This window comes from Sphingomonas sp. FW306-05-A (assembly GCF_058782275.1).
The window spans coordinates 891,796-904,370 of sequence record NZ_JBYSXN010000001.1; the positions used below are offsets into that span (position 1 = coordinate 891,796).

Below are 12,575 nucleotides of genomic sequence, written 5' to 3' on the forward strand. Positions count from 1 at the left end.
GTGCCGCTTTAGCGCAGGCACGCATCCAGACCATCGTTGCGCACGACGCCGACCCGGCGCGTGATGGCATTGCCGTGGCGGCGCGTGAAACCGCTGGGCGCGATGGCAGCGCGCTTCTTGGGTTGCGGGAATACGGCGGCCATCCGGCCCGCCTCGCTCGGCGTCAGGTGCGAGGCATCATGCCCGAAATACCGTTTTGCCCCGGCGTTCACGCCGTAAGTGCCGATCCCCGTCTCAGCGACGTTCAGATACACTTCCATGATCCGGCGCTTGCCCCACAGCGTCTCGATCAGCAGCGTGAAATACGCCTCGAGCGCCTTGCGCGGATAGCCACCGCTTTGGATTAGAAAGACGTTTTTCGCAGTCTGCTGGCTGATCGTCGATCCGCCGCGGATCCGTCCGCCGCGGGCGTTGCGCGCATAGGCGGTTTCGATCGCGTGCATGTCGAAGCCGTTGTGTGAACAGAAACGCGAATCTTCGCCCGCTATGGCGGCGCGCGCCATGTTCGGATCGATCCGCGAAAGCGGCATCCAGGATTTGTCGATCCCGTGTCCGGCCAAAGCATCACCGACCATCGTCAACGTGATCGGCGGGGGTACGAACCGATAAAGACCGACGATAGCGACAGAGAGGATGACAAAGGCCAGTACGCCTTTGATGATCCAGCCAAAGAAGCGGCGTAAACCGCTCCCGCTTCCGGATCCGCCTGGTCGCCGCACTGGCGCTCGGCGCTGTCCGCCGCGAGAATGGGATGCAGCGGAGGTCTTTCGGCGGGCCATCCCACCGCTGTAGGGCGATCAGATCGGCGCTGTCCAGCGCACCGACCCGATCCGGACATACCAACAGCCGATCAGGCGGCGACGAGCATCCTCTTGTCACCGGCGATCCGCATCATCGCCTTCTGCAGCTTCTCGAACGCACGTACCTCGATCTGACGAACGCGCTCGCGCGATACGCCGTAAACCTGGCTGAGTTCCTCGAGCGTCTTGGGCTCGTCGGTCAGCCGACGCTCGGTCAGGATGAACTTCTCGCGTTCGTTGAGGTCATCCATCGCTGCCGTCAGCATGTCATGGCGCACGTCGGCTTCCTGCGCTTCCGCGACGACGGTGTCCTGCAAGGGCGAGTCGTCCTGCAACCAGTCCTGCCACTGGCCTTCGCCGTCTTCGCGCATCGGAACGTTGAGCGACGTATCGCCGCCCATCGCCATGCGACGGTTCATGCTGGTGACCTCGGCTTCGGTCACGCCGAGATCCTTGGCGATCTTGGCGAGGTGTTCCGGGGAAAGATCGCCGTCTTCGAACGCGTCGAGCTTGGATTTCATCCGCCGCAGGTTGAAGAACAGCTTCTTCTGCGCGGCGGTGGTGCCCATCTTGACGAGGCTCCACGAGCGCAGGATGAATTCCTGGATCGAGGCACGGATCCACCACATCGCATAGGTCGCAAGGCGGAAGCCACGATCGGCCTCGAATTTCTTGACGCCCTGCATCAGCCCGATGTTGCCTTCCGAAATCAGCTCGCTGACCGGCAGGCCGTAGCCACGATAGCCCATGGCGATTTTCGCCACGAGCCGCAGATGCGAGGTGACCAGCTGCGCGGCGGCATCGGTGTCGCCATGCTCCTCGAAGCGTTTGGCGAGCATATATTCCTGCTCGGGCGCGAGGATCGGGAATTTCTTGATCTCGGACAGATAGCGGTTGAGGCTCGCCTCGCCGCCGAGGGCGGGGATCGTCGCGGGGACGTTACTGCGGGCTGCCATGGTCGTATCCTCCTTGTCACAGGCCGGTCGCGCGCAAGGCGCAGCGGCCGAAACCTATACTAGCAATGTATCGAACAGTTCCTGCATGTCGGCAGGCATTTCGCTATCGAACGCCAAAGCGTTACTTTTGATTGGATGAATGAACCCCAAACGGGCAGCGTGCAACGCCTGTCGATGGAAACCCAAGGTTTCCAGATCGCGTTTGTGAGCTTGCTTTGTTCTACCGTAAACCGGGTCACCTAGCAAGGGATGGCCAAGCGATGCCATATGGACGCGAACCTGATGCGTCCGGCCCGTCTCCAGCCGGCACTCGACCAGTGCGGCTTCCCGCAATCGTTCGATGGTGGAATAATGCGTTACCGCGCGCTTGCCGCCCTGCACGATGGCGATCTTCTTGCGGTTTTGCGGACTGCGCGCGAGCGGCGCATCGACCGATCCGGCAGGCGGCGCAGGGCGCCCGGACACGATCGCCTTGTAGCGTCGATCGATCGAATGTGCGGCAAACTGCTTGGCGAGCCCGACATGCGCGCGATCGGTCTTCGCCGCGACCATCAGGCCCGACGTGTCCTTGTCGATCCGGTGGACGATCCCCGGTCGGGCGACGCCGCCGATGCCAGACAGGCTGCCGCCGCAATGATGGAGCAGCGCGTTGACGAGCGTCCCGTCGAGATTGCCTGCTGCGGGATGGACGACCAGTCCGGCCTGTTTGTCGATGACGATCAGATGCTCGTCTTCATACACCACGGTCAGCGCGATATCCTGCGCTTCGTTGTGCGCGGGTGTCGGATCGGGAACCACGACGCGGTACAATCCGCCCGGCACTGCCTTGCTCGAAGGGTCGCGCCGCAGCGTGCCGGTTTCGTCGGTCACTTGCCCGCTGGAGATGAGTGCCTTGAGCCGTTCGCGCGAGATCGTCGGCAGCGCATCCGCAAGCGCGCGATCCAGCCTCAGCCCGGCTTCGTCGGCAGTACGCGCTTCAATGGTGGAAACCCCCCGGTCCATGCGATAGAATCTGGGAATGGCGCTGGAAATTTCAAGCGCGTTGCGGAAGAGATTGTGCGACGCGGCAAAAGCCACCCCAGATGTCGAGGTGTGCGGTCTGGTCTTCGGGACGCCGGACCGGATCACGGACCTTGCCGCCTGCGCCAATGTCGCTGCCGATCCACGACGTACCTTCGAAGTCGATCCTGCGGCGTTGTTCGCTGCCTTGCGGGCCGAACGCGGGGGAGGGGCACCGTTGCTCGGATATTGGCACTCCCATCCCAGCGGTGACGTTCGACCGTCGGCAACGGATGCCGCCCGCGCCGCGGCGGATGGCAAGGTATGGCTGATCGTCGCTGGGGATCTGGTCGGAGGGTGGCGTGCCGTCCCGGCAGGCGAAGGCACCACGACTTTTGAACCGGTAGCGCTGACGGTGATGGGATGACCAAGGCGCTGCTGTTAGGCATGATGGCTGCTGTAGCCGTTTCGGCTGTTCCGGTCGCATCCAGTAGGGAGGAGCCGTCCACCGGCAGTCCACGCGGTGCGGGGTTCGACTGCACGCGCACGACAACGCGCGCAGAACGGCTGATCTGCGGCAACGATGATCTGGCGCGACAGGATCGGTACCTGAATACGGTGTACGCCGGCGCCATCCGATCTGCGCCCCCGACCATGCGGGCGGCAGTGATCCGTACCCAGCGCGCCTGGTTGGTGCAGCGCGATGCCTGTGCCGACGAGGCGTGCATGACGGCGTCGTACGACGATCGGACGGCCGCCTTGTGGAGAGAACGCGAACGGATTGATCGGTATCTGCGTCGGCGCGTTTCGCGGGTCGGACAATGCGAAGTGACGACGATCACGCAGATTGGACCGCGGCTCGGGGCGAGCGGGCCACGGGACCAGACCGGAACCAGCATCACGTTTGCCAACGGGGTTCACCAGGTATCGTACGACCTGGAGAGGCCGATTGCACGATCGCGTCTCAGGGACCGCGCCTAAGTATGCCTTGTGTCCATTCCCCGGCATTGCCCGCCCGGCGATGACCGTGGCCGCCAGTATGCGGTACGAAACCTTCGGACTGGCGAGCAATGGCAACTGTTCGACTCACAGCATCTGTGCGGCAATGCTTGAGGGGGCGACATTGCCGCGCGATCGGGTTAAGTCGCCGCCGACGTGCTGCTTGCGGCACGTTGCGTGCTGCGCCAAAGATTGCGCAAAGTGGAGCCCAAGCGTTGACCATTAGCCCGACCGATTTCGCCAGCCTGCTGTGCTCGCGCCTGTGCCATGATCTGCTCAGTCCCGTAGGTGCACTGAACAACGGGCTGGAATTGCTCGCTGACGAACATGACCCCGAAATGCGCGCGCGATGCCTGGAACTGCTGGCGGACAGCGCGAAGGCATCGGCGAACAAGCTGAAGTTTTTCCGCCTCGCGTTCGGGGCAGCGGGTGGTTTCGGCGAGTCGGTCGATTCGCGCGAGGCGCGTGCGGCGATCGAGGGGCTGTTCGGCGACGGGCACAAGGTAAAGCTCGGCTGGCTGGTCGAGGATGCGACCCTGCCCAAGCCGGCGATCAAGGTGCTGCTCAACCTGGCGCTGATTGCAGGTGACGCGCTGGTACGCGGCGGACAGCTCGATGTGGGTGCGGAAAGCACCGACGGGCAGGTCGAGATCGTCGTACGCGCGGCGGGCCTGCGGATCGTGCTCGACGCGGAAATGCGGGCTGCCCTGACGGGAACAAGCGGCGACGCGACGCTCACGCCCCGCGCGGCGGCGGCACATCTGGTCCATGCGCTCGTCGCAGAGGGCGGGGGCACCGTGCAAATCTCGCCGCCGGATGATGCGATCCTTGTGTTCGGCGTTGCTTTCAAGGCGGCTTAAACCACGCCTTAACCAATGGGACGCCATGCAGGCCCGTGCCGTAACGGTGGGGACCCATGGACGATCTGTTACAGGAATTTATTGCTGAGACCCGCGAGACGCTCGAGGCGCTGTCGGGCGAGATCGTCGCGTGGGAATCCGCCCCCGCCGACCGCGAGCGGCTCGATGCGATCTTTCGCTTCGTCCATACCGTAAAGGGTAGCTGCGGCTTTCTCGATCTGCCGCGCCTTGCGCGGTTGAGCCATGCCGCGGAAGACGTGTTGGCGGCGGTCCGTTCGGGTGAACGGACACCCGACACGCGGCTGGTCAACGCCGTCCTCGCGATCGTCGACCGTGTCGGCGAGATCGTCGAGGCGATCGATGCGGGCCATGCGCTCGACGATACCGGCGAGGATCTGCTGATCGCCGCACTCGACACCGGTTCAGAGGCGATCGTCACCAGCGCCGCACCAATATTGCGTGCACCCACCCGCAGCGTGCGCCTGAACGTCGATCTGCTCGACCGGATGATGAGCGGCATGTCCGACATGGTGCTCGCACGGAACGAACTGGCGCGACGGATGCGCGACGAAGGGGTCGATCCGACGATCGAGGCTGCGCTCGAGCGTCTGTCGCTGACTGTCGCCGAAATGCGCGATACCGTCACGCGGACGCGGATGCAGAAGATCGAGGCGCTGTTCTCTGCACTGCCGCGGATGGTCCGCGATACCGCGGCGGAGCTCGGCAAGACGGTTGCGCTGCATATCGAGGGTAGCGACGTCGAGCTCGATCGCGAGATGATCGAGATGATGCGCGACCCGCTGGTCCACCTCATCCGCAATTCGATCGATCACGGCCTCGAGGGGCCGGTCGACCGCCGCCGCGCGGGCAAGCGCGAGGCCGGATGGCTGAGCGTCGCCGCGCGGCAGTCGGGCAACCAGATCGTGATCGAGATCGCGGACGACGGGCGCGGGATCGACACTGCCCGGCTGTGCGAGAAGGTCGTCGCCGCAGGGTTGCGAACCGAGAGCGCGTTGCGCGCGATGAGCGAACAGGCTCGGCTTGAACTGGTGTTCGAACCCGGGCTTTCGACCAAGGACGTCGTCACCGGGATCTCGGGGCGGGGCGTCGGAATGGACGTGGTCCGTGCCAACGTCGAGCAGATCGGTGGTCGCATCGAACTGGCCAATACACCCGGCAAGGGCCTGCGGATTTCAATCCATGTCCCGCTGACCCTGTCGATCATGTCGACGATCGGTGTCGGGGTGCGCGATCAGCGTTTTGCGATCTCGCGCCAGACGATCGAGGAAATCGTGCGGGTCGGGGCGGAGTCGATCCGGATCGACCGGCTTGGCGATACGCTGATGGCAACCGTGCGCGATCGTCGGATGCCACTGGTCGATCTCGGCAACCTGCTCGGATTCGGTCAGCGCGACCCCGCGATGCTGGTGATCGTGGGGGTGTCGGGCGGGTCCTATGCGCTCGCCGTCGATACCGTGCTCGATCACGAGGAACTGGTGATCAAGCCCGCCGCGCCGGCGGTGATGGCGACCAACATCTACGCAGGGCAGACGTTGCCCGACAGCGGCTTGCCAATGCTGATGCTCGATTGCGCAGGGATCGCCCAGCTTGCCGGACTGGTCTTCACGCGCGAGATCGTCACCGAGGACGACGCTGCTGCGGCCACGCCGGGGGTACAGGCGCTGCTGTTCGACGACCTCGACGGCGTCCGCCGGATCGTCCCGCTGTCGGTGATCGACCGTGTCGAGCCAGTCCCTGCCAGCGCGATACGCCATGCCGCGGGGCGGCTGCGCCTGTCGGTCGATGGCGCGATCATCCCGCTCGTCGCACTCGGCATGTGGGAGGGCAAGACGAGCGTATCGGTCCTGCGCTTGCGCGACGGATCGGTCGAACTGGGATATGCGATCGACGAGGCACTCGACATCGTCGAACTGCCCGATACGCTCGTTCCGGCGCACGACAGCGGCCCGATCGCCGGCGTGGTCGCGATCGATGGTGCGCAGATCGAAGTGATCGACCTGCATTGGCTGTTCTCGACCCATGCCGATCCGAACGCTGCGGCGGACGCACCCCTGTGCCTGCTGGAAGGGGCCGATTCGGCGTGGCTGACGACGTTCCTCCGCCCCGTGCTGGAGGCGGCCGGTTACCGCGTGACCACGACGCTGCGGCCAGGCGAGACGGCTGGCGTCATCGTGACGATGGACAGCGAGGACGCGGCGTCATCGCGCGCCGCGCCGGTCGTCCGCCTGCGGCGCGATGTCGACAGCGACGGGATCGACGGCAGCATCTTCCGATACGACCGCCCGGGCCTGCTTGCGGCCCTCGCCAAGACGGCAGGAGGCCGCTGATGCCGTTGTTCCTGATCGCGCAAATCGCCGGTCGCACGGTTGCGATCGAATCGTCGCAGGTGGAGTCGGTCGTCGACATCGGGGCGATCATCCCCGTCCCGCGCAGCGAACGGCACGTCCGCGGACTCGCGGCATTGCGCAGCCGGGTCGTCACCGTGATCGAGACTCGCGTCGCGCTGGGACTGCCCGAAGGGGACGGGACCGCGATGCGCGCCGTCATCACCATCGTCGACGGACATCATTATGCGATGCTGGTCGATGCGCTCGAGGATGTCGCCGCTTTCGATCTCAGCCCCTTGTCTGCCGGTGTCGCGCTCGACAGCGGATGGTTGCGCGTCGGTCGGGGGATCATCGAGCGCGATGGCGAGCCGATCCTCGCGATCGAGTTGAATGCGCTGATCCCAAGTGTCGCCGCGGCGGCATGACGACGCCTTTCAACAGCCAGTATTAACGTGACGCTTACGCATTTCGGGCAAGCTCCGAACAAGCATTCCAATGGGAAGACTTCATGAAGACCTGCCTCGTCGTCGATGATTCGAAAGTGATCCGCAAGGTCGCGCGCCATATTCTGGAGACTCTCAATTTCCAGGTCAGCGAGGCGGGCGATGGCCGTGAGGCGTTGACCGCGTGCCTCGCATCCGCGCCCGACGTCATTCTGCTGGACTGGAACATGCCGGTGATGAGCGGCATGGATTTCTTGCGCGCGCTCCGCGACAGCAACATTCCGTCGCGTCCCAAGGTCGTGTTCTGTACGACCGAGAACGGCATGGCGCACATTCGCGCGGCGATCGAGGCTGGCGCGGACGAATATGTCATGAAGCCGTTCGACCGCGAAACGCTGGAAAGCAAGTTGCAGATCGTCGGTATGGCCTGACGACGGCCGACCCGGGATGGCTTGTCCAGCGTATCCCGGTCAGGCCTCCGGTTCGTCCGTTCCATCGCTCCGCGCCCGCCACGGCGACGGTCCATTTCCTTGCGCCCTTGCGAGTCCCAGCATGTCCGAAGGTGATCCTTCTGCAAGCGTACTGATCGTCGACGACTCGGTCGTCGCGCGAGCCATGATCTCGCGCGCGATCGAGGCGGGGGGCGACTTTGTGGTCAAGGGTGCGGTGGCGAATGCCGGTGCAGCGTTGAGCTTCCTGCGCGAGACACAGGTCGATATCATCGTCCTCGACATCGAAATGCCCGGCGTGACCGGCCTGGTGGCACTGCCCAACCTGATCGTGGCAGGCAGGGGGGCGAAGGTCCTGATCGTATCGTCCGTGGCCAGTGACGGTGCGGCGGCAACAATCGAGGCATTGGCCCAAGGTGCCGCCGATACGTTGGTCAAGCCTGATATCGGCAATTTTGCGGGCAAGTTCTCGATCGCGCTGGTCGACAAGCTGCGACGTCTGATCGCGCGTGATGAGCAACCGGCGGACGAGCAACCGTCAGCCGTCGCCCCCCGCAAACCCCGCGTGGCAGCGCCGGCGGAAATCCCCGGCGGCTACGAGATCATCGCGATCGGCGCATCCACCGGCGGGATCCACGCGCTCAGCCAGGTGCTCACCGGGCTGCCGTCGGACTTCTCGGTACCGATCCTGGTGACGCAACATCTGCCCCCATCGTTCATGCCGTATTTTGCTGCACAGCTTGCGGCGATGGCGGGGCGACCGTGCGACGTCGCGACCGACCACATGCGGATCAGGCCGGGCCGGATCATCGTCGCCCCCGGCGACGCACACATACGGGTCGTGCGCACGTCCGATGGCGGTGCGATCCGGCTGAACGGCGATCCCGCGCGGAGCAGTTGCATGCCGTCGGTCGATCCCATGTTCGACAGTATCGCCGAGGTGTACGGCACGCGGGCGTTGGGGATCGTGCTCAGCGGCATGGGCCGCGATGGATCCGAGGGCGCGCGCACGGTCATCGCACGCGGCGGCAGCATTATCGTGCAAGACCGGGAAAGCTCGGTCGTGTGGGGAATGCCCGGGTCGATCGCGACGTCGGGCCACGCCAGCGCGATCCTGTCTCCACAAGAAATCGGTCAATTCATCGTCCAGCATCGTCGTCGTGTGTGATGATCAGCGTTGCAGAAAGTACCCCGACCCGAATGGCTGATGTGCAATCCCATAGTAAAAGCGTGATGGTCGCGCTGAACACCCTGCTCGAAACGCGGACCGGGCAGCAGCTTGCCGCCAACCGCGAATGGCGGATCGAAACCGCGCTCAAGCCGCTGCTCCGCGATCTCAAGCTCGCGACGCTCGACGATCTGGTCGATGCGGTGCGGCATTCGCCCGAGATCGCGGACCAGGCCGTCGATGCGTTGCTCAATCAGGAAAGTTCGTTTTTTCGCGATACCGCGGTGATCGAACTCGTCGCCGAAGCCGTCGGGGTGCTTCGTGCCGAGCAGGGGCAGCGGCGTGTTCGGATCTGGTCGGCGGGTTGCTCGGTCGGGCAGGAGCCACTGTCGCTCGCGATGCTGTTCGCGGAACAGGAAGCGCAGGGTGAGACGTTGCCGCCCGACATCGTCGCGACCGACGTTTCCGAATCCGCGCTCTGCCGCGCGCGGGCGGGGCGCTATTCGCATTTCGAAATCCAGCGGGGCTTGCCGATTCGTCGGATGATGCGCTGGTTCGACCAGCAGGGCGAAGACTGGGTCGCGAAGCCCGAACTCGTGCGTCGGATCGCGTTCCGGCGAATCAACCTCGTCGGCGATCCGCTGCCTGCGGGGAAATTCGACGTCATCCTGTGCCGCAACGTCTTGCTGTACCTTCCCCCCGAATTGCGCCGTCGCGTGCTCGACCGGTTCGCCACGGTGGTCCGGCCGGGTGGGCTGTTGGTGCTCGGCGCGGGCGAAACCGTGATCGGGCAAACCGAGGCATTCAGGCCAAGTCCCCGGTATCGTGGGCTCTATGAAGCGGTGCGTCCCGCCCTCTGACGGGGTTTCGCCGCGCCCCGTACCGTGCTTAAGCTGAAAACGGGCTCGGAGGGGACAGCGCCATGAATATGATCGAGACACCGTCGCCGAACTTCGACACGCGCTCTCTGCCCGTGTCGCTGATCGTGCTGCATTATACGGGCATGGAAAGTGCGCAGGCCGCGATCGACCGGCTGCGTGACCCGGAAGCTAAGGTTTCCGCGCATTATCTCGTCGCCGAGGATGGGCAGATCCTGCGAATGGTCGCCGAGGACATGCGCGCCTGGCACGCGGGCAAGTCGCGCTGGCGCGGGATCGAGGACGTCAACAGCGCCAGCATCGGCATCGAGATCGTCAATCCCGGCCACGAGCTCGGCTATCGTCCGTTCATGGAGGAGCAGATCGACGCGGTCGTCCGGCTGGTCGCCGACATCACCGAACGCCACGGCATCACGCGCGGCAACGTCGTCGGCCATTCCGACATCGCGCCCGCACGCAAGCAGGATCCGGGCGAACTGTTTCCGTGGAACCGGCTGGCCAAGCTGCGCCTCGCGCTGCCGCGGCCGACCAAGGGGTTGATGGATCCGATGTGGAGCGACGCGGGCTTCCTCGTCGCACTCGAACGCTTCGGCTATGATGTCAGCGACAAGCTTGCCGCGGTCGTCGCGTTCCAGCGCCGCTTCCGTCCCGAACTGATCGACGGCGAGATCGATGGCGAATGTCGCAGCATCCTGCTCGCGCTGCTGTTGCCAAAACCCACCGGGGATGCCTAAGACGCGCGGGCCAGAGGGTCGGGCGGCCGCGGGTACTTTCGAGTACGCGAGGAAAGTCCGGGCTCCGCGAAACGACGGTGCCGGGTAACGCCCGGCGGGGGTGACCCCAGGGAAAGTGCCACAGAGAGCAGACCGCCGATGTCCTCCCCGATGCAAATCGGACGGGGAACAGGCAAGGGTGAAAGGGTGCGGCAAGAGCGCACCGCGCGCCTGGTAACAGGGGCGGCATGGCAAACCCCACCGGGAGCAAGATCGAATAGGGGCGGCACATGGGCTTCGTTTCAGCTCGTCGCCCGGGTTGATTGCTTGAGGCGGCGCGCAAGCGTCGTCCTAGAGGAATGGTCGCCTAACCTTGCCATATGCGGCGGGGTGGACAGAACCCGGCTTACAGACCCTCTGGCGCATTTCATGCACTGATCGCTTTAATTCACTGTGGTTTCACAAAAGCGTCATGGCGCTGGCAGCCCGGCGTGCCTAAATGGCCAGCTATGGCCCGCTCAACATCCAGATCAACCGATTGGGGCTTTCCCCGCTGGCGCGCTTATGGCGAATCCAGCACCGAGGCGGCGACGATCCGACTGTGCGACCGGCACGGGTGCACCAACAAGGGCGACTGTCCCGCGCCGAAGTCCCCCAACAGCCCGGAACGCTGGTATTTTTGCCAGGAGCATGCCGGCGAATACAATCGCGGCTGGAATTACTTCGAGGGTCTGAGCGCCGAGGAAGCCGCCGAACGCGAGCGCGCCGAGACACAGACTGCCGAAGGCTACACCGAATCGCGGCACCACCAATGGGCGGGGCCGGGCGACGGTAGTCGTTCGAGGGACGAGATCCGGGCGCTCGAAGTGCTCGAGCTCGACGTCGATGCCGATTTTGACGCTGTGCGTATCGCGTGGCGGCGGCTGGCGAAGTCGAACCATCCGGACGTTCGCCCGGGCGACAAGGAAGCCGCCGCACGCTTCATGGCGATTCAGGCGGCGTATGACGTGCTCAAGGCCGCTGAAGACCAGCGGACGTGGAAGCCCGACGTTTGAGAACGGTCCAATCCGAATGGACCGACACCGTGCTGGTCTGCAAAAAATGCTCGAAGAAACTGGAAGGCGGGTTCGGGCCGAAGGGCAAGATGCCGCTTGCCAAGGCGCTGCGCGAGGAACTGGGCGTTCGTAAAGGCCGCAAGGGTTCGATCGGCATCATCGAGGTGAAGTGCCTTGGGATCTGCCCGCGCGACGCTGTGACGGTCGTGACCGGCGCGGCGCCGGGCGATTGGGCATTGGTAGCGCGCGGCGCGCCGATCGCGGACATCGCTCGCGACCTGGGGTTGAGCGGGGCGACGGTGCCGCCGGTCGCGGAAGGTTAGGCTGAAGTTAGACGGAATCGCTTTGCGTTTTCGCGCGGTGAGAGAAGCCAGACCTGTCAAAGAGCTGGCTTCCCCCTTACGCAAATCGGTCGTTGTAGGACAGCAGGGGCGGCATCCGCCGCCGCCGGATCACGTGGTCGCGAAGAACTTGGTTCCGACCACGCCGACGATGATCAGCGCGATGAACCCCATCTGGATCCCGTTGAGCTTCTCGCCGAACAGGATCACCCCGAAGATCGTCACGCCGACCGCGCCGAGCCCGGTCCAGACCGCGTAAGCGGTCCCCGCGGGAAGCCCGCGCATCGCGAGCGCAAGCAGCCCCATGTTGATGAAGCTGAGGGTGATCGGTACGCTGGAGGCGAGCCAGCTGCCCTGCATCGCTGCCCATTTGAGGCTGAGCGCCCAGATGATTTCGGTAACCACGGCAACGCCGAGGATGAGCCACGCCATTTGCGGGTCTCCTTCATACATACGGGCTCGTCAGGGAAAGCGGCAGCCGGAAACCCGAAAGAGGCGCGCGCGAAGCGGGGTCCGATAGGCGGTCGCCTTCGTTCTGTCCACTGCGGTCAATGATGGGGTTGGCG

At 64.7% G+C, this 12,575-nt stretch carries 15 protein-coding genes and 1 other RNA gene; 12 read left to right on the top strand and 4 right to left on the bottom strand.

All coding sequences use genetic code 11. The features are described 5' to 3' along the window. Positions 1-8: 8 nt before the first annotated feature. The 3 genes from mtgA to AC3WJR_RS04170 form a co-directional block, all read right to left on the bottom strand. Positions 9-779: a monofunctional biosynthetic peptidoglycan transglycosylase gene (mtgA, locus tag AC3WJR_RS04160; RefSeq protein WP_492722526.1), complete on the bottom strand. Its 771-nt coding sequence runs from the start codon at positions 777-779 to the stop codon at positions 9-11. Positions 780-850: 71 nt separating this feature from the next. Then, positions 851-1,756: an RNA polymerase sigma factor RpoH gene (rpoH, locus tag AC3WJR_RS04165; RefSeq protein ID WP_131529175.1), complete on the bottom strand. Its 906-nt coding sequence runs from the start codon at positions 1,754-1,756 to the stop codon at positions 851-853. Between the two features lie 54 nt (positions 1,757-1,810). Further along, positions 1,811-2,758, bottom strand: coding sequence for an RluA family pseudouridine synthase (locus tag AC3WJR_RS04170; protein ID WP_354280223.1), 948 nt, complete (start codon positions 2,756-2,758; stop codon positions 1,811-1,813). A 16-nt stretch (positions 2,759-2,774) separates the two neighbouring features. Between AC3WJR_RS04170 and AC3WJR_RS04175 the strand changes: the two genes are divergently transcribed. The 12 genes from AC3WJR_RS04175 to AC3WJR_RS04230 all read left to right on the top strand — a co-directional run bounded on the left by AC3WJR_RS04175 (position 2,775) and on the right by AC3WJR_RS04230 (position 11,991). Continuing rightward, entirely contained in the window at positions 2,775-3,182 is a 408-nt protein-coding gene (locus AC3WJR_RS04175) for a M67 family metallopeptidase (RefSeq protein ID WP_492722529.1), read from the top strand. Then, positions 3,179-3,736, top strand: a complete 558-nt coding sequence (locus tag AC3WJR_RS04180) for a lysozyme inhibitor LprI family protein (RefSeq protein ID WP_492722531.1) — start codon at positions 3,179-3,181, stop codon at positions 3,734-3,736. The genes AC3WJR_RS04175 and AC3WJR_RS04180 overlap by 4 nt, the downstream gene beginning before the upstream one ends. Positions 3,737-3,969: 233 nt before the next feature. Beyond that, positions 3,970-4,614, top strand: a complete 645-nt coding sequence (locus AC3WJR_RS04185) for a histidine phosphotransferase family protein (protein ID WP_354280229.1) — start codon at positions 3,970-3,972, stop codon at positions 4,612-4,614. Between the two features lie 56 nt (positions 4,615-4,670). Next, positions 4,671-6,962: a chemotaxis protein CheA gene (locus tag AC3WJR_RS04190; RefSeq protein WP_492722533.1), complete on the top strand. Its 2,292-nt coding sequence runs from the start codon at positions 4,671-4,673 to the stop codon at positions 6,960-6,962. Next, the gene (locus tag AC3WJR_RS04195; RefSeq protein WP_354280233.1) at positions 6,962-7,387 is read left to right on the top strand and encodes a chemotaxis protein CheW; all 426 of its coding nucleotides are present in this window, start codon (positions 6,962-6,964) and stop codon (positions 7,385-7,387) included. Before AC3WJR_RS04190 ends, AC3WJR_RS04195 begins: the two co-directional genes overlap by 1 nt. Before the next feature lie 83 nt (positions 7,388-7,470). After that, positions 7,471-7,836: a response regulator gene (locus tag AC3WJR_RS04200; protein ID WP_354280235.1), complete on the top strand. Its 366-nt coding sequence runs from the start codon at positions 7,471-7,473 to the stop codon at positions 7,834-7,836. A gap of 121 nt (positions 7,837-7,957) precedes the next feature. Beyond that, positions 7,958-9,022, top strand: a complete 1,065-nt coding sequence (gene cheB, locus AC3WJR_RS04205) for a chemotaxis-specific protein-glutamate methyltransferase CheB (RefSeq protein WP_492722535.1) — start codon at positions 7,958-7,960, stop codon at positions 9,020-9,022. Positions 9,023-9,087: 65 nt separating this feature from the next. Continuing rightward, positions 9,088-9,882 (top strand): CheR family methyltransferase, encoded by a 795-nt coding sequence (locus AC3WJR_RS04210; protein ID WP_492724150.1) that lies wholly within the window; start codon positions 9,088-9,090, stop codon positions 9,880-9,882. Positions 9,883-9,944: 62 nt separating this feature from the next. Beyond that, a complete protein-coding gene (locus AC3WJR_RS04215; protein WP_354280238.1) occupies positions 9,945-10,634 on the top strand; it encodes an N-acetylmuramoyl-L-alanine amidase in 690 nt (229 codons plus the stop codon). 10 nt (positions 10,635-10,644) lie between these two features. After that, positions 10,645-11,038: RNase P RNA component class A (gene rnpB / locus AC3WJR_RS04220), an RNA gene on the top strand. An 84-nt stretch (positions 11,039-11,122) separates the two neighbouring features. Then, positions 11,123-11,668, top strand: a complete 546-nt coding sequence (locus AC3WJR_RS04225) for a J domain-containing protein (protein ID WP_492722537.1) — start codon at positions 11,123-11,125, stop codon at positions 11,666-11,668. Then, entirely contained in the window at positions 11,665-11,991 is a 327-nt protein-coding gene (locus AC3WJR_RS04230) for a thioredoxin domain-containing protein (protein ID WP_492722539.1), read from the top strand. The genes AC3WJR_RS04225 and AC3WJR_RS04230 overlap by 4 nt, the downstream gene beginning before the upstream one ends. Positions 11,992-12,120: 129 nt before the next feature. On the opposite strand, the gene AC3WJR_RS04235 is transcribed toward AC3WJR_RS04230, so the two are convergent. Continuing rightward, positions 12,121-12,441 carry a DMT family transporter gene (locus AC3WJR_RS04235; protein ID WP_354280243.1) on the bottom strand — a complete coding sequence of 107 codons (321 nt, stop codon included), beginning with the start codon at positions 12,439-12,441 and terminating at the stop codon, positions 12,121-12,123. Positions 12,442-12,575: the final 134 nt, after the last annotated feature.